A 20,686-nucleotide genomic window follows, 5' to 3' on the forward strand; every position below is an offset into this window, starting at 1 on the left:
TCTAGCCGCCGAACTTCTCGAGCAGCGCCGGAAACAGCCGGTCCGGCTTGAACGGCGGTGCGGTGAAGCGGATGCCGGTGGCATCGGCAATGGCGTTGCCGAGCGCGGCAGCGACCGGATTGTACGGACTCTCGCTCATCGACTTCGCCCCCAACGGACCGATGGTGTCGGTCGTCTCGGCGAAGAACACCTCGGTGCGCGGCACGTCGGCGAAAGAGGGCAGGTGGTAGTCGCGGAATTTCGGGTTGGTCACGCGCCCCTCAGCATCGATCACCATTTCCTCGTAGAGCGCGGCGCCGAGCGCTTGCGCGACGCCGCCTTCGACCTGGCCGCGGCACTGCATGGGGTTGGCGACGACGCCTGCGTCGGCGGCGTGCACGCTCCTGAGAATCCTGAGCTCGCCGGTGCCCCGGTTCACGGCGACGCGAAAACCCTGCACGTTGAAGCCGACCGAGCGCGGCGTGCCGCCGGAATTGCCGCTGCCGACGAACGGTCGTCCGCGTTCGCCGCCGAGCTTCGCCAGCTCCACAAAGGACATGCGCCGTACGCCGCTGACGACCGCATTGTCCTCGAGCACACAGGTCCCGACGTCACAGAGCCACGCGCCGGCGGCGGCCGCCTTCAGCTCGGTTGCGAGCTGCATGGAAGCCGCATGGGTCGCTTTGCCGGCGACGAAGGTGCCCGCACTGCCATAGGCGCCGGTGTCATGGCCGCCATGGGCCGTGTCGGACTGGCGCAGGTGGATCCTGTCGACGGTGGTCGCAAGTGTGGTCGCCGCGATCTGCCGGTGCACGGTGCTGGTGCCGTTGCCGAACTCGGCGGTGCCGACGGTGAGCTCGAAGCCGCCATGCTCGTTGAGCACGATCATGGCGTCGGCGATATGTCCGGCCGGCGGCACGGTGTGAATCATGGTCAACGCGACGCCGTCGCCGATCAGCCATTCCGGCGACAGGTCCGGCTGGGGACCATCGGCATGCATGGCGCGCTCGACGAGGTCGAGACACTGGTCGAGCCCGTAGGAGCCGTAGACGACGTCGTGATATTCGGACGGTGGCGGCGACAGCATGGGATCGCCGGGTCTGACGATGTTGCGCCGGCGCATCTCGTAGGCGCTGATGCCGAGTTGCTTCGCCAGCTCGTCGATTGCGGCTTCGACGGCGATGAGCGCCTGTGGCAGGCCGTAACCGCGAAACGCCCCCGCCGGCACCGTATTGGTATAGACCGCAAAGCCATCGACCCGCTTGTTCGGGCAGTTGTAGACGGCGATGGTCTCCGCCAGGGCGTGGAACATCACGGGCCCGGCGTGATTGCCGTAAGCGCCGGTGTTGGAGAGTAGGTCGAGCTGGAGCGCGGTGAGCTTGCCGTCGGCGTCGGCGCCGGCCTTGATGTGGACCCGCATCGGGTGCCGCGTCGAGGTCGCGATGAACTGCTCCTCGCGGGTGAACTCCAGTTTCACAGGGCGTCCGGTCTTCAGCGTAGCGAGGGCCAGAATGTCCTCGACGAACATCTCCTGCTTGCCGCCAAAGCCGCCGCCGACGCGCTCGCAGAACACGCGGACCTTGTCCATGGGAAGCTGGAAGATATTCGACAGCGCGCGGCGGGTCAGGAACGGCACCTGCGTCGAGCTGCGGACGTTGAGCACACCGGACTCATCGAGCCAGGCGAGGCCGCCATGGGTCTCCAGCGCCGCATGCTGCACGCGATGACTGTTGAAGGTGGCCTCGTATGTGACGGCGGACGCGGCGAGCGCCGAGGCGACATTGCCGAATTCGCCATGCGTTTCCGCCGCGAGGTTGCGCTGGGGATCGGCGATGCGGTTCGCGGTGGTTCGATCGGGATGAATGACGGGCGCGCCCGGCGCCATCGCCTGCTCGGGATCGATCAGCGCCGGCAGAATCTCGTAATCGACCTTCAGCCGGCGGCAGGCCTCCTCGGCGGCGGCCTCGCTCTCGGCGACGATTGCGGCAACCCGCTGTCCGATGAATCGGACGACGTCGTCGAGAATGCGGGTGTCCTCCGGGTCCATCCAGTCCATCTCGTGTCGCGCAGTCGAGATCAGGACCGATGGTGCATCCTCGTGCGTCAGCACCGCGTGCACGCCGGGAACCTGCAGCGCTTGCGACTTGTCGATCGCGGCGATCCTAGCGTGGGCATGAGGCGATCGCGCCAGCTTGACGTGAAGCAGGCCGTCGATCGCGGTGTCGAAGGTGTAGCGCGCGATGCCACGCACGATGTCGGTGCCGGCCGGCGCCGGCAGGCTGCGGCCGAAGGCGGCGCCGGCCTCGACGCCTGTTTCGACGTTGGTCTTGCCGAGCAATGCATCCTCGATCGAGCGGTAGCCGGTGCAACGGCAGATATTGCCCTTCAGCGCCGCGCCGAGATCGGTGCGCTGGGCCTGGTTCAGCGAGGCGCAGGTCAGGATCATGCCGGCGGTGCAGAAGCCGCATTGAAAGCCCTGGGCGTCGAGGAAGGCCTGCTGCATCGGATGCGTGCCGTGGTCTCCGGCGAGACCTTCGATCGTGGTTACGGGGCGTCCCTCGGCCCGGAACGCCGGGATCAGGCAGCTATGCACCGGCTCGCCGTCAAGCAGCACGGTGCAGGCGCCGCAATCGCCGGCGTCGCAGCCCTTTTTCACGCCGAAATGGCCGAGCTCGCGCAGGAACGTGCGCAGGCATTGGCCGGCGCGCGGCTCCTGCGCGAACGTCTTGCCGTTGATCTCGAAACTCACGACGTTGCTCCCAAGAGCTCGCGGCGAATCTCCTCGGCGAGGCGCAATGTCATGTGTTTGCGCCAGAGCGGCTGGCCGTGGATGTCGGTGTGATACAGATCGTCCGTGATCTGCTGCGCGATCGCTGCGTGCAACGCACTCGCATCCGGAGCGCCGCGAAAGGACAACTGGATCGGCCGCACCGTCGATGCGGTAACCGTGAGCGTCAGCATGTCATCGGTATCACGGCTGCCAATCAGGAGCGCCGCCGATCGGCCGACCGGTGCCAGCGAGATCTGACGAAACGCCGTGCGGCGTTTCAACGCGGCAACCGGAACATCGATCTGGCGTAGCAGGTCACCCGGCGTCAGGCGATTGCGCTGGTTGCCGGTGACGAAGTCGATGACCGGAATCTTCTGCTCGCCGCCACCGGCTTTCCAGATGGTGCAGATACCGTCGAGCGCGGAGGCGAGCGAGATCATCGGCCCTGCCGGCAACGACATGCAGAGATTGCCGCCGATGGTCGCGGTCTTCCAGATCTTGAACGAGGCCAAAAAGGCCCGGCAGCACTGGCCGATCAGCGGCGCTGCGCGCCAGTCAGGCGGGCAGGCGAGACCATCGAGCTGCGCGATGGTGCAGGTCGCGGCGATGCTGAGATGGTTCTCTGTGACCGTCAGCGCCGGCCATTTCAGATCGGTGAGATCGATCAACCGTGTCAGATGAGTCTGCGGCTCCGAGAACAGCCAGGTGCCGCCTGCCAGCCAAGCATCCCCTGCCGTCCAGACCGGGAGCTGTGCGCGCGTTTGCGGATGGGCGACCGCTGTGATGGTATTCAAGTCCATGGCTGCGCCCACGCTTGCGTCGGGTGAATCGTCCGACAGAAAGTCTTGCAAGACCGGAGCCAAGTCGCAACAAGAAGTCGCAACGACAAGTCGCAGCAAAACCGCAATCGGACCCGCCTCCGCCTTGCGGTCCCGTCGTCAACGAATGTGAGGAGAAGCGGAATCATGGGCGACACAAGGCCGATTTGGATCAGGGATCCCCTGGCGATCCTCGCCGACGGTGCCGAGCGCGGGATTGTGGTGACGGACGGCCGGATTGTCGAGCTCGTGCCGGCCGGCGGCACGCCTGCGACCGCCGATGTCGCGGTGTTCGATGCGAGCGAACACGTCGTGCTGCCGGGCCTGATCAACACCCATCATCACTTCTACCAGACGCTGACGCGGGCGCTGCCGGCCGCGATGGACCGCGAGCTGTTCCCCTGGCTCCAGGCACTTTATCCGGTCTGGGCCAAGCTGACGCCTGACGCGCTCGAGCTCGGCGTCGCCGTGGCGATGTCCGAGCTGCTGCTGTCGGGCTGCACGACCACGACCGATCATCATTACGTTTTCCCGGCAGGACTCGAGGGCGCCGTCGACATCGAGGTCGGCGTCGCAAAGCGGCTCGGTGTTCGCGTGCTGCTGACGCGCGGCTCGATGAACCTGTCGCAGCGCGACGGCGGCCTGCCGCCCGACAGCGTGGTGCAGGACGAGGACACGATCCTCGCCGACAGCGCGCGCGTGGTCGCAAAACATCACCAGCGCGGTCCGGATGCAATGGTGCAGATCGCGCTGGCGCCGTGCTCGCCGTTCTCGGTGACGACGTCGCTGATGCGCGCGACCGCCGATCTCGCCGGCAAGCTCGATGTGCGTCTGCATACCCATCTCGCCGAGACCGAGGACGAGAACAAGTTTTGCGAGCAGATGTATGGCTGCCGCCCGCTCGACTATCTCGAACAATGCGGTTGGCTCTCTGCGCGAACCTGGCTCGCTCACGGGATTTTCTTCAACGCCGACGAGATCAAGCGGCTCGGCATGGCCAGGACGACCATCAGCCATTGCGCGTGCAGCAACCAGTTGCTGGCGTCAGGCTGCTGTCCGGTCTGCGAGATGGAAGAGGCCGGCGTCGGCATTGGGCTCGGCGTGGACGGCTCCGCCTCGAACGACGGATCGAACCTGATGCAGGAGGTGCGGGCTGCGTTCCTGCTGCAACGGGCCCGCTATGGCGTCACGAAAGTCAGCCACAAGGATGCGTTGCGCTGGGCTACCAAGGGCTCGGCGGCCTGCATCGGCCGGCCGGAACTCGGCGAGATCGCCGTCGGCAAGGCGGCCGATCTCGCGCTGTTCAAGCTGGACGAGCTGCGCTTCTCCGGCCATGGCGATCCCCTGGCCGCGCTGGTTCTGTGCGGAGCGCATCGGGCCGATCGCGTGATGGTAGCCGGAAAATGGGTCGTGACCGACGGTGCGATTCCGGGTCTCGATGTCGCCGATCTCATCCGTCGCCACAGTTCCGCGGCGCGGGCCATGCAGTCGGGATAAGCAGACATTGAAAGAGGGGGCGACCACAAGTGCCGGGTGCTTCTGGCCACCCCCTCCGAACCTCCTCCGGGAGGAGCAGGTGATTTGGGCAAAGCAAGAAGCGTGCTACTTGCCCGGCAGCTTGTCGTCGATGCCCTTGACGTAGAAATTCATGCCGAGGATCTGGCTGTCATCGAGGTGATCACCGCCCTTGCACTCCACCGCCTTGCCGTCCTGCCCAACAATCGGGCATTTGAACGGATGCAGCTTGCCTGCGGTGATCGCGGCCTGGGCATCCTCCGCCATTTTCTTCACCTCGTCGGGCATGTTGGTATAGGGCGCCATCGCGAACATGTGGCTGTCGAGGCCGCCCCAGCTGTCCTCGGACTTCCAGGTGCCGGCGAGCTCGGCCTTGACGCGCTCGATGTAGTAGGGGCCCCAGGTGTCCAGGATCGAGGTCAGCTGGGTCTTCGGCCCGAACTTGATCATCTCGGAATCCTGGCCGAAGGCGAGCTTGCCGCGTTCGCTGGCGATCTGCATCGCCGCGGGCGAATCCGTATGCTGCATGATCACGTCGGCGCCCTGGTCGATCAAAGCCTTGGCGGCGTCGGCCTCCTTGCCCGGATCGAACCAGGTGTTGGCCCAGATGATCTTGACCTTGATGTTCGGGTTGATGGTCTGCGCCGCCAGCATCGTCGCGTTGATGCCGGAGACGACCTCCGGAATCGGGAATGAGCCGATATAGCCGAGCACACCCGACTTCGACATCTTGGCCGCGATCAGGCCCTGAATGTAGCGGCCCTGATACCATTTGGCCGAATAGGTCGACATGTTCGGGTTGCGCTTGTATCCGGTGGCGTGCTCGAAATGCACATTCGGATATTTCTTGGCGACCTTCAGCGTCGGATCCATGTAGCCGAACGACGTCGTGAAGATCAGCTTGTTGCCGGCGCGGACGAGCTGCTCGATGGCGCGTTCGGCGTCGGGGCCTTCGGGCACGTTCTCGAGATAGGTGGTCTCGATCTTGTCGCCCAATTCCTTGACCAGAGCCTGGCGCCCGAGATCGTGCTGATAGGTCCACCCCAAGTCTCCGATCGGGCCCAGATAGATGAAGCCGACCTTCAGCTTGTCGGCGGCGGAGGCTGCACTGATGCTCCCGGCGAGCAAGAGTGTGGCGGCCAGCGCAAGAAGTGATTTCCTCATCATCGATCTCCAAACATCAGGGGGAAGCCACGATCCGCAACCTGCGCGCCCCATCGCGCCTGTCGCGAAAATGAAACTCAGCGGTCAGGTACGAACACGGTCCCGAGCGCGGCCGGTGCGGTCGAGCCGCCGCTGCGCGCACGGGAGAGCAGAACCAGAACGATGACGGTCGCAAGATAAGGCAGCGCCGACATGAATTGCGAGGGAATGCCGACGCCCCAGCCTTGCGCATGCAGCTGAAGGATCGTCACGGCGCCGAAGAGATAGGCGCCGACTACGAGCCGGCCCGGCCGCCAGGACGAGAACACCACCAGCGCCAGGGCGATCCAGCCGCGGCCCGCGGTCATGCCGGGGATGAAGAACGGCGTATAGGCGAGCGGCAGATAGGCGCCTGCAAGCCCGGCGCAGGCGCCACCGAACATCACGGCGAAGGTGCGGATCCGCAACACGGGATAACCCAGCGCATGTGCGGAGACGTGATTGTCGCCGCAGGCGCGCAGGATGAGTCCCGCGCGCGTACGGTACAGGAACCACCAGACGGCGACGACGAGTGCAATGGAGAAGTAGACGAAAGCATCCTCGCCGAACAGCACGCGGCCGACCAGCGGGATATCGGTGAGGCCCGGAATGGAGAGATGGGCTGCCGGCGTGATGCGCTCGCCGACGAAGCCGGCACCGACCAGTCCGGACAGCCCGACGCCGAGGATGGTCAGCGCGAGACCCGTCGCGACCTGGTTGACGGCGAGCCCGAGCGCCATCAATGCGAAGATCAGCGACATCATCGTGCCCGCGAGGATGCCGAACAGCGCTCCAACGAAGATCGATCCGGTGAGCCAGGCCCCGGCAAAGCCGCAGGCCGCGCCGACGATCATCATGCCCTCGACGCCGAGATTGAGCACGCCGGAGCGCTCGGTCACGAGCTCTCCGGTCGCGGCGAGCAGGAGCGGCGTCGATGCGGCGAGCACCGAAAGGATGATGGCTTCAACGAGTTCCACGGGCCACCTGACGGTTCGGGAAGACCAGCCTGAAGCGATAGAGGATCAGGGAATCGCAGGCGAGCACGTAGAACAGCAGAATACCCTGAAAAACCTTGGTGACATCCAACGGGATCTTCATCGCGATCTGCGCTTGCTCGCCGCCGATAAAGGTCAACGCAAGGAAAAGGCCTGCAACCAGTATTCCCAGCGGATTCAGCCGGCCGAGGAAGGCAACAATGATCGCCGTAAAACCGTAGCCGGGGGAGATGCCGGGCTGGAGATGGCCGACGGGACCTGCAACCTCGATGATGCCGGCGAGGCCCGCGAGCGCGCCTGATACCGCGAAGGTCAGGATGACCAGATGGTCGGCTTTGAAGCCGCCGAACCGCGCCGCGCGGGGGGCTGCGCCAACGACGCGGATCTCAAAACCCTTGATGGTTCGCCCGAGCAGGATTGCGGCGGCCGCCACGACAAGAAGCGCGATGATCGCGCCGAGATGCAGCCGGCCGCCCTCGATCAGCAGCGGGACGGTCGCCACCGGGTCGAACTCGGCCGTGGTCGGGAAGTTGAAGCCGTGCGGGTCACGCCAGGGGCCGCGCACGAGATAGTCGAGGAAGAGGTCGGCAACATAGACCAGCATCAAGCTGGTCAGGATCTCGCTGGCACCGAACTTCACCTTGCAGATCGCCGGGATCAGCGCATAGAGCGCACCTGCGGCGGCGGCAAGGACGAGCATGGCGGGTAGCACCCAGGCGCCGGCGTCGGTGCCTTGCGTCCTCACCGCGATCCAGCTTCCGGCCACCGCGCCGATCAGGAACTGACCTTCGGCGCCGATGTTCCAGGCATTGGCGAGATAGCAGAGCGACAGCCCGATCGCGATCATCACCAGCGGCGTTGCCTTTACCGCGATCTCCTGGAGCGAATAGCCGTCGGTCAAGGGCGCGATGAAATAGGCGTGCAAAGCGAGCAGCGGATTTTTGCCGAGGATCGCGAACAGGATGACCATGGTCACGATCGTGAGGCCGACCGCGATCAGCGGCGAGACCAGCGCGATCGTGCCGGAACGCTCGGCGCGCTTCTCAAGCACCAACTGCATGCGCCGCCTCCTTCGGCTCCAGCATGCTGCCGCCCATGAGAAGGCCGAGCTTTTCGCGCGTCGCCTCGCTGGCGGCGAGCGGCGCTGATAACCTGCCGTGGAACATCACGGCGATACGGTCGGCGATCTCGGCGAGTTCGTCCAGATCCTGGCTGGTCACGAGCACGGCGGCGCCCGCGGTTGCGAGATCAAGCAGCGCCTGGCGAATGACGGCAGCGGCGCCGGCGTCGACGCCCCAGGTCGGCTGGCTCACGACCAGCACCGCGGGGTTGCGCAGGATCTCGCGTCCCACGATGAATTTTTGCAGATTGCCGCCGGAAAGGGATGCTGCTTCGGGATCGCGCTTGGCCTTGCGCACGTCGAAGGTCTCGGTCGCACGGTCGACGGTCTTCAGCGTGGCGGCGGTATCGATGAAGCCGCGATGCACCATGCCGCTCGCAGCATGGCCGGTGAGCAGCGCGTTCTCCGAGAGCTTCATGCGCGGCGCCGTGCCGTGGCCGAGCCGTTCCTCGGGAACGAAGGCGGCACCCAGCTTGCGCCGTTGCGTGATGGAGAGATGGCCGGCGGCAATGCCTTCGATCACCACCGTGCCCGGATCCTTCGACAATCGCTCGCCGGACAGCGCGGCGAATAATTCGTCCTGGCCGTTGCCCGCAACGCCCGCGATCCCCAGAATCTCGCCGCCCTTCAGTTCGAACGAGATGTGCGCGAGGCGCACGCCATGCGCCTCGCCTGGTGCGAGCGACAGATCGTTGACGACGAGCCGCGGCACGGTGGTCGTCCGACCGGCCGCCGCCTTCACCTCCTTGATCTCTCCGCCGACCATCATGCGCGCGAGCGAAGCGGCGGTCTCGCGCCGGGGATCGCAGGTCTCGACCTTCCTGCCGCCGCGCAGGATCGTGGCGGTATCGCAGAGCCGCTTCACCTCCTCGAGCTTGTGGCTGATGTAGAGGATGGCGCGGCCTTCGGACTTGAGGCGCTCCAGTACGATGAAAAGCTGATCGGATTCCTGCGGCGTCAAGACTGCGGTGGGCTCGTCCAGGATCAGGAATTTCGGGTCTTGCATCAGCGCGCGGACGATTTCGATGCGCTGGCGCTCGCCGACCGACAATTGCCAGACCTCGCGCCGGGGATCGAGCGGAAGGCCGTAAGTCTTCGACACCTGTGCCAGCCGCGCCGACATGTCGTTGAAGGATTCCCGTCCGTCGAGGCCGAGCGCGACGTTCTCGGCGACCGTGAGATTGTCGAACAGCGAGAAGTGCTGAAATACCATGCCGATGCCGCGGCTGCGGGCTTCCGAGGGGCCGGACAGCACGATGCGTTCGCCCAGCCAGTAAATTTCACCGGCGCTGGGCTGGATCAGCCCGTAGATCGCCTTGACCAGCGTCGACTTGCCGGCCCCATTTTCACCGAGCAGCGCGTGGATTTGGCCGGGCCAGATATCGATGTCGATGGAATCGTTGGCAAGGAAATCGCCATACCGTTTGGTGAGCCCGATCGTCCGCAGCAGCGGAGATTCGCCGGAATTCAGGCCCTCAGGTGTTGAATCAAACATTCGCTGATGCGCTTGCATGGATGAAATATCTCGATAGTGGGCCAGTTTGGAGCCCGGCGTAAGGTGTGAAAATGCATCATCCCTTGCTCAACGCTTCGGCAGGCACCGGGGGCCGTGCGTGCTGAAGCGCCCTGGCATCGCCCGCGGGCGCCGCTTCAGCGGGGGCCTGTTGCAGATTTGTGACGGTTCAAGCCAAATCGGAACCCGCCATGCTGACTTGACGTCGCAGTGGGCAAAGTTGCGCGCACCTGTGCACTGCGGATCGACGCAACGTCGGCTCCTGACCATCGTGCTCCGCAACATCCGCTCGATATGAAGGAAGAGCGAAATCAAACGGAATGCCCGGCGACGGCTGGCCTCAGCCGGCAAGTCATCTGGACGAAATACGAATCAGCCAAGCTTTGGATGGTGGCCGCACCATCGGAGTTACCCTAGCCTGCATATGAATAGCGATATCTCGTTGTCTTCAGATCGCGGAAACCGATTCTACCGAGGTGTGGCTGCGACGTTTTTCGCCAACGCCCTCCAGGCGGTCAATTTTCTCGGGGATCGATTCCTGAGAAAATCGCATCATTCGTTGTCGGCCATCGAGGACCTCTACCGGCACGCGATGGACAGCGCATTTTCGGTGACCGAGGCTTTCCTCGTCACCGGCGCACCCCACGCATCCGCCTATTACCCCCGTGACTTCGCCTGGTTCTATCCTGACGTCCTCGACCCCGAAACCATCATGGATGCGCAGGACGCGGTGCGGCGGGCGCGGCTTCTCGACAGGAGCATCCGTTTGTTGCTTGAGGCGGTTCGCGCCGATGTCGTCACGACGACCATCGTCCCGGCCGGGCGCGGTCGATACCTCGGCGTGAACTACTTCTCCCGCCCGTCGGATACGCTGCTCGGCATTCTGGCCGGCCTGCAGCAGATGATCTTGGCCGACCAGAGGGCGCCGTCCTATCTGGCGATGTCACAATGCGCGCATGCCGGCCGCCTGCTGCTGGCCGAATATGGCGGTGACCTGAAGCGTGCCATCCTTAAGCTCGCAAGCGAGCTCGAGCCGTTCGATCATGACGGCAGCACCTATTTGCTGTGCGACGCTCGTGGTCCTCGCTCCGCCGCAACGGATACCCGCGCCGAGCGCCGGCGCTTCGTAACCAATGCCTGCGTCCATACGACCTTCGTGTGGAGCGTGCAGCTCGGAATCGTCGATGAGAGCGAGCTGAAGCGTCTGCTCGGGCGCGACCTCGTGCAGTACAAGAAGGATCTGCTCCACCTGTTCGGCAGGGACGGATACATCAGGCATTCTCTCGACGGACCGGAGGGCCCGCCGGCGTCCTTGGTCGCGCTGGATTTCGTCAGCGTGCATCGCGGCTTCTGGAATCTGAACGATGCCAGCGAGCGGGCGCTGTTCGCGGCGACGGCGGATCTGATCATTGCGGAGCCGCGCTTTCGCATCCCCAGCACGTTCCACTTCCTGGTGTCGGCGGATAATCCGCGGAACAAGATGATCCACAAGATCGCGGCGCCTGCCTACCAGGGACGTACCTCCTGGCCGACGTTCAACGTCGAATTTGCGGATCGCATGCTGGACTATGATGAATTCTCGGGAAGCGAGACCTACCGTTCCTGCGCTCAGGGAATATTGAAGGACATACGGACCGCGACCGAGCTGCACGGCGGATATCAGGAGTTGATCTCCGAGCAGGGTCTGAAATATCGCACCTGGGCCTATAAGGGTGCGGTGGCTCACTCCTGGTTTCCGCGCTTCCTGTCCGTCTGGAGGAGGGCATATGGATCGCCGCTCCTGCAGTGGAACGACTGAACCCGGTGATATCCCGGCAGGATGTCGCCGAGGATCAGCGCGAATCTGTCACGCCACGAGATCCAGCAACCGGCACGATCCGCGCACGAGCACCTTGCGTCCGGTCGGCGTTATCGCAGGTACACCGTCGTTGATGGCAACAAGGCCGAGCTCGACGAGGCCATCGACGAGATAGGACTTCGCGAGGCGGCCGTTCGACAGCGGGTTACGAAGTGTACGCAGCGCTTCCCACTGGTCCGGCGCAAGTTCGAAGTCAAAATCGTTGCTCATGTTACCTCAGGAGACCGTGCCGTTCGCGCCCCTGTTAGCGGCGCCGCATGAAGACCATGCGACGACAATGAGTCGGGAATTCGGTGGGCCGTTTAGAACGCCTCTTCACAAATTGCCGCACTTCGTTGCGACACGCGAAGTAGATCGATTGATCGGGAATATCGTCCCGTGGCTCGATCACTAATTGATGATCCACAGTTGATGCTGCGCTGCGAGCTACCGCAGTGCACGGCAAGTATCACTGTCCCATGATGCGTCGCGATATGCACAGAAATCGTGACGCGAGCAATCCGGGATTCTGTTAGGTTGATTTGCGGGGAATGACTTCACGCGGCAGGAGTGGAGTGCATGGACAGGCTGGTCGAAATTCGCAGTCAGGAATCCCTGTGCCGGGAGCGTGCGGCGCTCGATTTTGATCGCCGGCTGTTTTGGCTCGCGCAAGCCGAGGAATGGAAGCAGCGCGCGCTCGAGGAAATCGCCTATCACTTCCGGGAGTGTAACGTCGGCCAGGCGGAGCTTGCGCGAAACTGACCTTTCGCCAACGAGGTTGGCCGCGCGCGAGACCTACTGATAAGTCGCCACGATATCCGACACGGCGCGCTCGAGCTGTTGCGCGGTGGCGCATTGGCGCACGACGCTGCAGAAGGTCGCGTAGCGCGGCATCTCGGAATCGCCGAAGCCCCAGGCGAGCCGTCCTTCGGGATTGAGCCAGACCAGCCGCTTAGAGCGTTCGGAGATGCGGCGCAGGATATCGGCGCGCGGGTCGAGGTTGTTGCTGCGGGCATCGCCGAGGACGATCACCGTGGTTTGCGGCGTCAGCGCGCTCATGAAGTCCTTCTCGAAATCGACCAGCGAAGAGCCGTAGTCCGACGAGCCGAAACCGACCTTGGACATGATCTCCGCCATCGCCTCTTCCGGCGATTTCGCCTCCAGGACGTCGCTGACCTCGATCAGATGCGAGGAGAAGGCGAAGGAGCGGACGTCATCGACCACTTCGTGCAAGGAGTGGATCAGGAGCAGGAAGAAATCGGAGACCTGGGCGACCGAGCCGGAGACGTCGCAAATCGCCACGATCTTCGGCCGGTCGCGATGCTTGCGTTTCCACGCAGTCAGGAACGGCACGCCGCCCCAGGCCGCGTTGCGGCGCAGCGTGCGGCGGACGTCGAGATGGCCGCGGCGCTGGCGCTTGCGCGGCTTGGAGTAGCGCTCGCGCAGCCGGCGCGCGATCTGGCGGATGAGGGCGCGCATCTCGGCGACCTGGCGTCGCTCGATGCGGGCAAGCGGCGCGTTGCGCAGGATCTCGTTGCGAAGATTTTCGGCCTCCTCGCGGGCATAGAGCGCAAGCCCCTGCGAGACCGTGTCGCGCACCGCCTCGCGCAAGGCGTCGAGCGCGGCACGCAGACGCTCGGCCAGCGCCGGGTTGGTCGCGGTCAGCTGGTCGAGATCGTCGCGCAGGCGCTGCAGGCCCATGGCGTCGAGGATCCGGCTGGAGAAGATGCCGCGCTGGGTGGAGTAGCGGATGTCGGACAGGGAGGCCGCACCGGAGGCGCTGGCAATGGCCGCCGCGATCGCATTGCGGTCCTGCGACAGCAGCATCTGCGCAAGCGGACCCAAACCCTGAGGAGGCTGACCTTCGCCCCGCTCGCTGGCCGAACTGGAAGAGGGCGACTGATCTGTGTCCTGCGAAGCGTCGTCGTTGTTCGTCTCAGGCTGGTCCTGCCGCGGTTCCGGCCGGCTGAAGAACAGATCGAAACAATCGCCGAGCGCGAGCTTCTCGTCCTGCGACTTGGCAAGCGTCAGCAGCAGCGCGTCGCGCAGCACGGCACGGTCGGAGATGCCGACTTGCGCGACGGCGCGCATTGCATCGATGCTTTCGGCAGGCGAAACGTGAACGCCGACGCCCCGCGCTGCCCGAAAGAAACGATGGAGGTTCTCGCGCATCGGCGTCAACCGAAGACGTTGGACCGTGCCGCCTTGGCAATGAAGGTCGTCACCTGCGGCGATGCGGCCTCGATGTCAGCTTCGTATTTCAGGAGCACGTTGAGGGTGTCCTTGACGATATCGGTGTCGAGCTCGGTGGCCTGGAGCAGCACCAGGACGCGTGCCCAGTCGATGGTCTCGCTGACCGACGGCAGCTTCTTCAGATCCAGCGAGCGGATCTCGTGGATGAAGCCGACCATCTGCCGGCGCAGCGCCTGCGAGATGCCGGGCACGCGGCTTTCGACGATGCGCTCCTCGAGCCGCTGCTCGGGAAAGCCGATATGCAGATGCAGGCAGCGCCGCTTCAAGGCGTCGCCGAGGTCGCGTTCGCTGTTGGAAGTGAGGATCACGGTCGGCGGCGTGATCGCCGAGACGGTGCCGAGCTCGGGGATCGTGACCTGGAAGTCGGACAGAATCTCCAGCAGAAGCGATTCGAATTCCGCGTCCGACTTGTCGATCTCGTCGATCAGCAGCACGCAGCCGCCCGGCTGTTCCAGCGCCTGAAGCAGGGGACGCGGCTCGACGAATTCCTTGGAGAAGAACACGTCGCCAAAATCGTGGAGCTGGTCGAGCGCGGCATGCAGTGTCTGCGCGCCGCCGAGGACTTCGCCGAGCTTGTCCTTGAGGATCTGCGTGTAGAGAAGCTGCTTGGCGTATTTCCACTCGTAGAGCGCCTTGGCTTCGTCGAGGCCTTCGTAGCATTGCAGGCGGATCATCTTCATGCCGCGCCAGGCGGCGATCGCCTTGGCAAGCTCGGTCTTGCCGACGCCTGCGGGGCCCTCGACCAGGATCGGCTTCTCGATCTGCTGCGACAAATAGACGGCGGTCGCGATCTGCCGGCTCGCGATATAGCCCTGCGCGGCGAGGCCGCTCTCCACTGCCTCGATCGAGGTCGAGGCCTTCTGATCAGCCACGAATGGGCGCTCCCAAGGTCTTGCTTGAGGCTTGTTCTGCCTGCGTTCCCGGCAAAGAACAAGCCTCGTTTGGGAGACACCAGCCCCGCATCAGCGGCGTTTTTTCCGCTGAACGCAAATAGTTGGGCGGTTCGCCGTCCGCAGGATCAGTGCCGCAGCACGGTCGGCTTGCGGATGGTCTGTCTGACCTCGGCGCCGCAATCGGCGCATTCATAGACAAAGTCGATCTTGGCAAGGCTCCAATGCGGCTCGACCTCGCGCACATACATCGGCAGGAACCCCATGCAAGTGGGGCAATTCACGGGCGCGATCTCGACGTCCTGATGATGCTGTACATAAGCTGGCATCTCGGCTCTCCTTCGCAGGCGACCACCAAACCCCGCGCAGAAGTTACTGCCGGTTGCGTCAGGCGCACCATCAACTCTTTCGAACGGAGGTCGAACAGCGGAGGTTTGTCGCTTGCTGTGACATTCTTGTTACGTGTCTGTACTGTAACGGGCAGACGGAATGCCTATTTCTGCGGCCAATCCGGCTTTTTCGGATCCTCACCCAACGCTAAGGGAGCAACGCCCATGACCCATGCCATTCGTTTTCACAAGACCGGCGGTCCGGAAGTCCTGGTCTGGGAGGAGGTCAGCGTCGGCAAGCCCGGGCCGGGCGAGGCGCGCATCCGCCACACCGCGGTTGGCCTCAACTTCGTCGATATCTACAACCGTTCGGGCCTGTACCCGGCGCAACTGCCGAGCGGGCTCGGCAGCGAGGCGGCCGGAATCGTCGAGGAGGTCGGGCCCGGTGTCACCGATCTGAAGCCGGGCGATCGTGTCGCCTACGGCGCCTCGCCGCTCGGGGCCTATTCCGAGGCGCGGCTGATCCCTGCGGACCGTTTGCTGAAGCTGCCGGACGGCGTCGACGACAAGACCGCGGCGGCGATGATGCTCAAAGGGCTCACCACACAATATCTGATCCGGCAGACCTATCGGGTGAAGGCCGGAGACACGATCCTGCTGCATGCGGCAGCCGGCGGCGTCGGCCTGATCCTGAGCCAGTGGGCCAAGCACCTCGGCGCGACCGTGATCGGCACCGTCAGCAACGACGAGAAGGCCAAGCTTGCTAAGGCGCATGGCTGCGATCACGTCATCATCTACACCCGCGAGGATTTCGTGAAGCGGGTGGACGAGATCACGAACGGCAAGAAGGTGCCGGTGGTCTACGATTCCGTCGGCAAGGACACGTTCCTGAAATCGCTGGACTGCCTCGCGCCGCTCGGCGTCGCCGCGCTGTTCGGCCAGTCCTCCGGCGCGGTCGAGCCGCTCAATCTCGGCCTGCTGGCGCAGAAGGGCTCGCTCTACGTCACCCGCCCGACCCTGTTTACCTATGCCGCCAAGCGTGAAAACCTGGTTGCGATGGCAGGCGAGCTGTTCGACGTCGTCAAGTCCGGTGCGGTCAAGATCGAGGTGCATCAGACCTATCCGCTGAAGGACGCCGCCAAGGCGCATGCCGATCTCGCCGCGCGCAAGACGACGGGATCGACCGTCCTCACGGTCTGATCCGCTCTGGGGACGTTGACGCAGGCTCGGCTGCGTCACGTCCGTTCGTGCTTGCGCAGATCGCGGGTGTGGTCGAGGCGGACTGCCTGGAGGTCGACCTCTTCCGGCGGGATCTGGGGCAGGGCCGCCTCGGTCAGTATGGCCTCGGTGACGTCCTCGACCGAATTCTCCGCGATCTCGTGGATGAACGAGACGTTCTGGTATTCGCCCGAGGCGATGCGGGAGACGACCTCGCGCCTGGTGATTTCGGGGTCGACGACCGCCTCACGGCCGCGCCGCCCGTAGTCGATCATCACGACGAAATATTGCATGAAAACGACCCTGCCGCGCTCCCGTCACCGGGGCGCGGCAGAGTATTTCCGAAAAACGGAATCAAGTCAAGGATTTTTTCTGAAAAACGGAAATGAGCGTCACTTGCCCTTCTTGCGCGGCCGCGCCGATTTGGCGCGCAGCCGCTCGAGCTGCCCTTTGGGCATCGACAGGCAGATCTCCCCCACCCAGTCGAGCTTGACGCCGACGATCGGCTTGGCATTGAAGCTGGTGAGATTGACGACGGACGGACTTTTCCCCCGCTCGATGGTTTTCAGATAGCGCTCGCCGGTCTTGAGCCGGACCACGGCCTCCTCGCCGTAGAAGCTCGACAGCGGGTGGCGCTGGTCCTTGTAGACCACGATCACGTCGCCGCTCTCGTATTTGGGCAGCATCGAATCGCCCACGATTTCGAATGCGACGGTTTCTTCCATGATCGGGAAGGGCAGCGTGATGTCGCCAAGCCCCTCCGGCGGAACCTGCTCGTAATCCGGCTCGATCACGGCGCCGGCGCCGACCCGGCCCATGATCGGCGCGAGATTGAGCTCGAGATATTCCATGATCGGAATGATCTCCGAAGCCTTCACCAGACGTTCGCCGCCGAGGATCTCCGAGACCGCGCCGGGGCGCACGCCCATGGCCGCCGCCAGGCCGCCCTTGCTCTTGCCCGTCTTCTCCAGGCCCCGCTCGATCATTGCAACGTCCAACATGGTGATTCCCTCGATTGCGCACCGTCTTGCCTCTTGTAATCCGAAATTCGGAATTGATGCAATTATGAATATCAGAATTATCGCTTGACTCGTGCTTCGGAATACCGGAATGTGTGTTTCGCCTCCCGGTCGTTCGACGGGGGAGGGCGCATCACAGGACAGCATCATGGAACCGGGCCATTGGCCGTCGGAGCACTCCGACGCGCTTCGCGACTATTTTCGCAAGGGCATGTCTTATGCGGAGATCGGAAGACAGATTAATGCAAGGTTTGGAACGGCTTATACCCGCAATGCGGTGATCGGCCGCGCCAAGCGGCTCGGGCTCGTCATCCCGGAATGGATAACGAGCCCGTCGATCACGCCATATTTGCCGGGTGAGGCTCCGGTTTCGCCGCGCCGCGCGGTGTTACCGAACCTGAATGTGCCGCCGAAGTCCGCAATGAAGCCTGCGGCGCCGGTGAAGTTGCGCTGCGTCGGCGTTCAGCCGCGCCTGATCCAACTGGTCGAGCTCGAGCCGGCCGATTGCCGCTATCCCTATGGCGGCGACAAGGACGGGGAGGAGATTGCCTTCTGTGGTCATCCCTGCCGGCCGGGTTCCAGCTATTGCGCGCCGCATGCGCGCCTGACGCGCCGCTCCGGTGCGGCGTCCGCCCGCGCCCCCGGTCCCGTCGTGCTGAGGCTGGTCTCCGCTGCCTGAGCTCCCACCCTTTCATCGTCCATTTCGCAAGGAGTATCCGAGTGGCTCGTGTCCGACGCAACAGGTCCTACAAATTGGCCCAGATCTACGACCGGCGGTCCCGCGAGGTACCGTTCAACGCCGAAGTGGCGGAGGTCGAGATCGACAATCCGCTGGCGCTCGATTCCGGTGAGAAGATCCTGGCCATCCGGTCGATCCGCGGCGATCCGCTGGGGCGGCTGCACGCACACCACCAGATCGACGAGGCGCAATACCGCGGCGGGCGTGCCTTCCAGAATGATTGGGAGAGGGCGGAGCGGGGGCCTCAGGCGGTGGACCCGACCCGGGAATATGTCGACGGTACGCGCACGCGCGACCCCGTCACCGAGAGCCAGCGCCAGGCGGTGTTGCGGTTGAACCGGGTCGAGCGCGAGCTTGGCACCGACGGCGCCGCGCTGGTGCACGACGTGCTGATCCTGGGCCTCACCATGGATCAGGTCGGCGCGCGTCGCGCCGTTCGGGCGCAGCGCTGGAACGACTATTTTGCGCGGCGCTTTCGCGAATGTCTGGACCGGCTGGCGCTGGTCTACGGCTTTGCGACGGAAACGAGCGCCCGACGGGCGGAGCGGCGCGGGTGAAGACAGTCGGTCGCTTATGGATGTGGTACGATCTTATAAGGCGTCGTGTACGGCTCGACGCGCAGCGAGGCATTGGCCAGAAGCCCGATCTTGGCGGTCGGCGCCTGCTGCAATTCGCCGTTCGGGCCGCGATGCACGTTGTACTGCCAAACGGTGAGATCGCCCTTCTGCGCGAGCGCGTGCGCAACCGCGCTCGCATCATTGCCGCCGAGCCCGTGGAGCTCCTCTGCCGATAACCCGATCACGATTTCGTCCTTGATGGTGATGATCTTGAACAGGTTCATCTTGGTCTCCTGCGCCCATGCGCCTTGTATCGAGAGGGTGAAAAGCGCGACCGCGGCGCCCTTGATGAGATCGCAGCGAGAAATCATGTCGTCATCCTTGGTGCTGAGGCGCGCCCGAATCGAAGAGTCTCAGCCATGGCGCCCGTAATCTGCGTGGCCGTGTCGCAACGGCTTGGTCGCTCGCTTATGGACAATGGTTCACAGGCGGACATCCCGACCGACGAGCGACAGCCGCGCCGAGATCGGGACGCTGGAGATCAGCTTTCGAGGTCGAGGTTCATTTGCCGCCGATACAACCGCTGGGGTCAGACTCAACAATTACGTGTACGCGCCGAGAAGTGCTCGCATGCAGCCAATGTGCATTCATGTCGGAAACGAGCCGAAACGTTGTGCCCATTGACAGCGGTCGAGGCTGTGTTGCGTGATAGATGCCGCTTCTTGACGCAGGTGGGTGACGGCGGTCGATAATCCTGTTATCCGGAATTGCCGTGCTGCGATGCAGATGAAGCATCTCTGCACCCACTGTCGGACTTGCCGGGCGGGTTGTTCCTTGGCATAGTTACAACCAGATGGTTGAGCGTTGCCGGACATGTCGTTCAGCGTGCCAGCCGGCCGGGGCCACCCGGCCGACAGTTCGTCGCCATAGGTCTGTTGTGGCGTCTTACTGCGGCGTCTTGTTGCGGCGCTCGGTCTCGAGCGGATCACGAAGGCCGACGCTTGTCTAAGGTGCAAGATGAAGAACCTCAATTTCGCGGCTGAACTGCACCTCAAGCTCGGCGCGCCCGCAAGCGGCACGGTCGAAAGTCTGCGCCTGCTCCGCGCGTTCCTTAAGCTCGCGCCGCGACAGCGTTTCGAGGTGATCAAGCTGGTCGAAGACCTCGCCACCGAAGAAGCCCTTCCTGAGCACCCCTTGTCCTGAGTCCGGCCCGTCTCTTCGCTTTCCTGCCCTCGCCAGGCCCCCCGGCGAGGTTTCCCCGAAGCTGGCCGCTGGAAGGCGATCGGGCAAATGTGGTATTCAGTTGGGAAAACGGGAGGAGTGCGACCATGATCGAACCGAAGCTTGAAGTTCCGGCCGAACTGCGTGACCTGGCCGAGAAGACGATTGATCAGGCCGAAAAAGCGTTCGGCATGTTTTTCGAAGCCGCCAGCAAGTCAATGACGTCCGTTCCAGGCGCGGGGACGGAGGTGTCGAAGCAAGCGTTGAATTTCACTGAGCAGAATATGAAGTCGGCTTTCGAGCATGCGCGCAAGCTGGTCCACGCTACCGACCTTCAGGAAGCGATGCGAATCCAGTCCGATTTCCTGCGCAGCCAGTTCACCAGTGCTGGAGATCACATGCGCCAGATGACCGGCAGTCTTATGCAATCGGGCAAGGGCAAGTCCTGATCCTCGACCTGTGCGCAGCGTGCCCACAAATTGAACTTGCGTGGCACGGCGATCCGCATTTCGATGCTGGCGCAGATCCATGACGGGCCACCGAATAACCTTGTTCGCCGTCTGTCATCTCTTCTGCTGATCCCTGTCGGTCCTCCGGCAGGGATTTTTATGTGTGGCAGGTCCCGTGCTCGGCGCGCCACCAAAGCGCGATGAGATCAGGAAGAATCGTCATCGTGCTTTGGGGGTATTGTTTGAGCATGATCTTTTCGGAAAGCCGCTGCGCGCTTTTCC

At 63.9% G+C, this 20,686-nt stretch carries 21 protein-coding genes; 8 read left to right on the top strand and 13 right to left on the bottom strand.

Going from position 1 to position 20,686, the window contains the following annotated elements; all coding sequences use genetic code 11:
• Window position 1: 1 nt before the first annotated feature.
• Entirely contained in the window at window positions 2–2,728 is a 2,727-nt protein-coding gene (locus E4K64_RS01660; protein WP_135161862.1) for a molybdopterin-dependent oxidoreductase, read from the bottom strand.
• Window positions 2,725–3,549, bottom strand: a complete 825-nt coding sequence (locus E4K64_RS01665) for an FAD binding domain-containing protein (RefSeq protein WP_135161863.1) — start codon at window positions 3,547–3,549, stop codon at window positions 2,725–2,727. The genes E4K64_RS01660 and E4K64_RS01665 overlap by 4 nt, the downstream gene beginning before the upstream one ends.
• Before the next feature lie 165 nt (window positions 3,550–3,714).
• Between E4K64_RS01665 and E4K64_RS01670 the strand changes: the two genes are divergently transcribed.
• Window positions 3,715–5,064, top strand: coding sequence for an 8-oxoguanine deaminase (locus tag E4K64_RS01670; RefSeq protein ID WP_167771742.1), 1,350 nt, complete (start codon window positions 3,715–3,717; stop codon window positions 5,062–5,064).
• Window positions 5,065–5,169: 105 nt separating this feature from the next.
• Here E4K64_RS01670 and E4K64_RS01675 read toward each other — a convergent pair whose 3' ends face one another.
• The 4 genes from E4K64_RS01675 to E4K64_RS01690 all read right to left on the bottom strand — a co-directional run bounded on the left by E4K64_RS01675 (window position 5,170) and on the right by E4K64_RS01690 (window position 9,892).
• On the bottom strand, window positions 5,170–6,246 hold the full coding sequence (locus tag E4K64_RS01675; protein WP_167771743.1) for a BMP family ABC transporter substrate-binding protein: 1,077 nt from the start codon (window positions 6,244–6,246) through the stop codon (window positions 5,170–5,172).
• A 77-nt stretch (window positions 6,247–6,323) separates the two neighbouring features.
• A complete protein-coding gene (locus tag E4K64_RS01680) occupies window positions 6,324–7,241 on the bottom strand; it encodes an ABC transporter permease (protein ID WP_126255614.1) in 918 nt (305 codons plus the stop codon).
• The gene (locus tag E4K64_RS01685) at window positions 7,228–8,319 is read right to left on the bottom strand and encodes an ABC transporter permease (RefSeq protein WP_135161866.1); all 1,092 of its coding nucleotides are present in this window, start codon (window positions 8,317–8,319) and stop codon (window positions 7,228–7,230) included. Before E4K64_RS01685 ends, E4K64_RS01680 begins: the two co-directional genes overlap by 14 nt.
• Window positions 8,303–9,892, bottom strand: a complete 1,590-nt coding sequence (locus tag E4K64_RS01690) for an ABC transporter ATP-binding protein (RefSeq protein ID WP_167771744.1) — start codon at window positions 9,890–9,892, stop codon at window positions 8,303–8,305. Before E4K64_RS01690 ends, E4K64_RS01685 begins: the two co-directional genes overlap by 17 nt.
• Window positions 9,893–10,316: 424 nt before the next feature.
• Between E4K64_RS01690 and E4K64_RS01695 the strand changes: the two genes are divergently transcribed.
• Window positions 10,317–11,690, top strand: coding sequence for a hypothetical protein (locus E4K64_RS01695; RefSeq protein WP_135161868.1), 1,374 nt, complete (start codon window positions 10,317–10,319; stop codon window positions 11,688–11,690).
• Between the two features lie 48 nt (window positions 11,691–11,738).
• Here E4K64_RS01695 and E4K64_RS01700 read toward each other — a convergent pair whose 3' ends face one another.
• Entirely contained in the window at window positions 11,739–11,960 is a 222-nt protein-coding gene (locus tag E4K64_RS01700) for a hypothetical protein (protein WP_135161869.1), read from the bottom strand.
• 348 nt (window positions 11,961–12,308) lie between these two features.
• Between E4K64_RS01700 and E4K64_RS01705 the strand changes: the two genes are divergently transcribed.
• Window positions 12,309–12,491: a hypothetical protein gene (locus E4K64_RS01705; protein ID WP_135161870.1), complete on the top strand. Its 183-nt coding sequence runs from the start codon at window positions 12,309–12,311 to the stop codon at window positions 12,489–12,491.
• 33 nt (window positions 12,492–12,524) lie between these two features.
• Here the strand turns inward: E4K64_RS01705 and E4K64_RS01710 are convergent, their stop codons facing one another.
• From E4K64_RS01710 to E4K64_RS01720, 3 genes are all read right to left on the bottom strand, one after another.
• Window positions 12,525–13,901 carry a vWA domain-containing protein gene (locus tag E4K64_RS01710; RefSeq protein ID WP_135161871.1) on the bottom strand — a complete coding sequence of 459 codons (1,377 nt, stop codon included), beginning with the start codon at window positions 13,899–13,901 and terminating at the stop codon, window positions 12,525–12,527.
• Between the two features lie 5 nt (window positions 13,902–13,906).
• Window positions 13,907–14,854, bottom strand: coding sequence for an AAA family ATPase (locus tag E4K64_RS01715; protein ID WP_027562443.1), 948 nt, complete (start codon window positions 14,852–14,854; stop codon window positions 13,907–13,909).
• A gap of 146 nt (window positions 14,855–15,000) precedes the next feature.
• Window positions 15,001–15,201, bottom strand: coding sequence for a hypothetical protein (locus E4K64_RS01720; RefSeq protein WP_126255620.1), 201 nt, complete (start codon window positions 15,199–15,201; stop codon window positions 15,001–15,003).
• Window positions 15,202–15,426: 225 nt separating this feature from the next.
• Here E4K64_RS01720 and E4K64_RS01725 point away from each other — a divergent pair, with 225 nt between their 5' ends.
• Complete coding sequence (locus E4K64_RS01725; protein ID WP_135161872.1) at window positions 15,427–16,401, top strand: quinone oxidoreductase family protein; 975 nt, start codon at window positions 15,427–15,429, stop codon at window positions 16,399–16,401.
• 35 nt (window positions 16,402–16,436) lie between these two features.
• On the opposite strand, the gene E4K64_RS01730 is transcribed toward E4K64_RS01725, so the two are convergent.
• On the bottom strand, window positions 16,437–16,712 hold the full coding sequence (locus E4K64_RS01730; protein WP_126255622.1) for a hypothetical protein: 276 nt from the start codon (window positions 16,710–16,712) through the stop codon (window positions 16,437–16,439).
• Window positions 16,713–16,811: 99 nt separating this feature from the next.
• The gene (locus E4K64_RS01735) at window positions 16,812–17,420 is read right to left on the bottom strand and encodes a S24 family peptidase (protein WP_035705094.1); all 609 of its coding nucleotides are present in this window, start codon (window positions 17,418–17,420) and stop codon (window positions 16,812–16,814) included.
• A 166-nt stretch (window positions 17,421–17,586) separates the two neighbouring features.
• Here E4K64_RS01735 and E4K64_RS01740 point away from each other — a divergent pair, with 166 nt between their 5' ends.
• Both E4K64_RS01740 and E4K64_RS01745 read left to right on the top strand, forming a co-directional pair.
• A complete protein-coding gene (locus E4K64_RS01740; RefSeq protein ID WP_135161873.1) occupies window positions 17,587–18,117 on the top strand; it encodes a GcrA family cell cycle regulator in 531 nt (176 codons plus the stop codon).
• Window positions 18,118–18,158: 41 nt separating this feature from the next.
• A complete protein-coding gene (locus E4K64_RS01745) occupies window positions 18,159–18,734 on the top strand; it encodes a hypothetical protein (protein ID WP_135161874.1) in 576 nt (191 codons plus the stop codon).
• 14 nt (window positions 18,735–18,748) lie between these two features.
• On the opposite strand, the gene E4K64_RS01750 is transcribed toward E4K64_RS01745, so the two are convergent.
• Complete coding sequence (locus tag E4K64_RS01750) at window positions 18,749–19,105, bottom strand: hypothetical protein (RefSeq protein ID WP_126255625.1); 357 nt, start codon at window positions 19,103–19,105, stop codon at window positions 18,749–18,751.
• A gap of 646 nt (window positions 19,106–19,751) precedes the next feature.
• Here E4K64_RS01750 and E4K64_RS01755 point away from each other — a divergent pair.
• Window positions 19,752–19,937, top strand: a complete 186-nt coding sequence (locus tag E4K64_RS01755; protein WP_007601490.1) for a hypothetical protein — start codon at window positions 19,752–19,754, stop codon at window positions 19,935–19,937.
• A 125-nt stretch (window positions 19,938–20,062) separates the two neighbouring features.
• Window positions 20,063–20,404, top strand: coding sequence for a phasin (locus tag E4K64_RS01760; protein WP_126255626.1), 342 nt, complete (start codon window positions 20,063–20,065; stop codon window positions 20,402–20,404).
• The last annotated feature ends 282 nt before the right edge of the window (window positions 20,405–20,686 follow it).

It is taken from the genome of Bradyrhizobium frederickii (assembly GCF_004570865.1).
GTDB classification, from domain to species: Bacteria; Pseudomonadota; Alphaproteobacteria; order Rhizobiales; family Xanthobacteraceae; genus Bradyrhizobium; species Bradyrhizobium frederickii.

What these genes read in the sequence shown, in the direction of transcription:
- E4K64_RS01740 (WP_135161873.1), top strand. Translation starts at nt 17,587, where the DNA reads ATGGAACCGGGCCATTGGCCGTCGGAGCACTCCGACGCGCTTCGCGAC.
- E4K64_RS01670 (WP_167771742.1), top strand. Translation starts at nt 3,715, where the DNA reads ATGGGCGACACAAGGCCGATTTGGATCAGGGATCCCCTGGCGATCCTC.
- E4K64_RS01675 (WP_167771743.1), bottom strand. Translation starts at nt 6,246, where the DNA reads ATGAGGAAATCACTTCTTGCGCTGGCCGCCACACTCTTGCTCGCCGGG.
- E4K64_RS01730 (WP_126255622.1), bottom strand. Translation starts at nt 16,712, where the DNA reads ATGCAATATTTCGTCGTGATGATCGACTACGGGCGGCGCGGCCGTGAG.
- E4K64_RS01690 (WP_167771744.1), bottom strand. Translation starts at nt 9,892, where the DNA reads ATGCAAGCGCATCAGCGAATGTTTGATTCAACACCTGAGGGCCTGAAT.
- E4K64_RS01725 (WP_135161872.1), top strand. Translation starts at nt 15,427, where the DNA reads ATGACCCATGCCATTCGTTTTCACAAGACCGGCGGTCCGGAAGTCCTG.
- E4K64_RS01695 (WP_135161868.1), top strand. Translation starts at nt 10,317, where the DNA reads ATGAATAGCGATATCTCGTTGTCTTCAGATCGCGGAAACCGATTCTAC.
- E4K64_RS01710 (WP_135161871.1), bottom strand. Translation starts at nt 13,901, where the DNA reads ATGCGCGAGAACCTCCATCGTTTCTTTCGGGCAGCGCGGGGCGTCGGC.
- E4K64_RS01700 (WP_135161869.1), bottom strand. Translation starts at nt 11,960, where the DNA reads ATGAGCAACGATTTTGACTTCGAACTTGCGCCGGACCAGTGGGAAGCG.
- E4K64_RS01705 (WP_135161870.1), top strand. Translation starts at nt 12,309, where the DNA reads ATGGACAGGCTGGTCGAAATTCGCAGTCAGGAATCCCTGTGCCGGGAG.
- E4K64_RS01755 (WP_007601490.1), top strand. Translation starts at nt 19,752, where the DNA reads ATGAAGAACCTCAATTTCGCGGCTGAACTGCACCTCAAGCTCGGCGCG.
- E4K64_RS01735 (WP_035705094.1), bottom strand. Translation starts at nt 17,420, where the DNA reads ATGTTGGACGTTGCAATGATCGAGCGGGGCCTGGAGAAGACGGGCAAG.
- E4K64_RS01665 (WP_135161863.1), bottom strand. Translation starts at nt 3,549, where the DNA reads ATGGACTTGAATACCATCACAGCGGTCGCCCATCCGCAAACGCGCGCA.
- E4K64_RS01720 (WP_126255620.1), bottom strand. Translation starts at nt 15,201, where the DNA reads ATGCCAGCTTATGTACAGCATCATCAGGACGTCGAGATCGCGCCCGTG.
- E4K64_RS01685 (WP_135161866.1), bottom strand. Translation starts at nt 8,319, where the DNA reads ATGCAGTTGGTGCTTGAGAAGCGCGCCGAGCGTTCCGGCACGATCGCG.
- E4K64_RS01760 (WP_126255626.1), top strand. Translation starts at nt 20,063, where the DNA reads ATGATCGAACCGAAGCTTGAAGTTCCGGCCGAACTGCGTGACCTGGCC.
- E4K64_RS01750 (WP_126255625.1), bottom strand. Translation starts at nt 19,105, where the DNA reads ATGATTTCTCGCTGCGATCTCATCAAGGGCGCCGCGGTCGCGCTTTTC.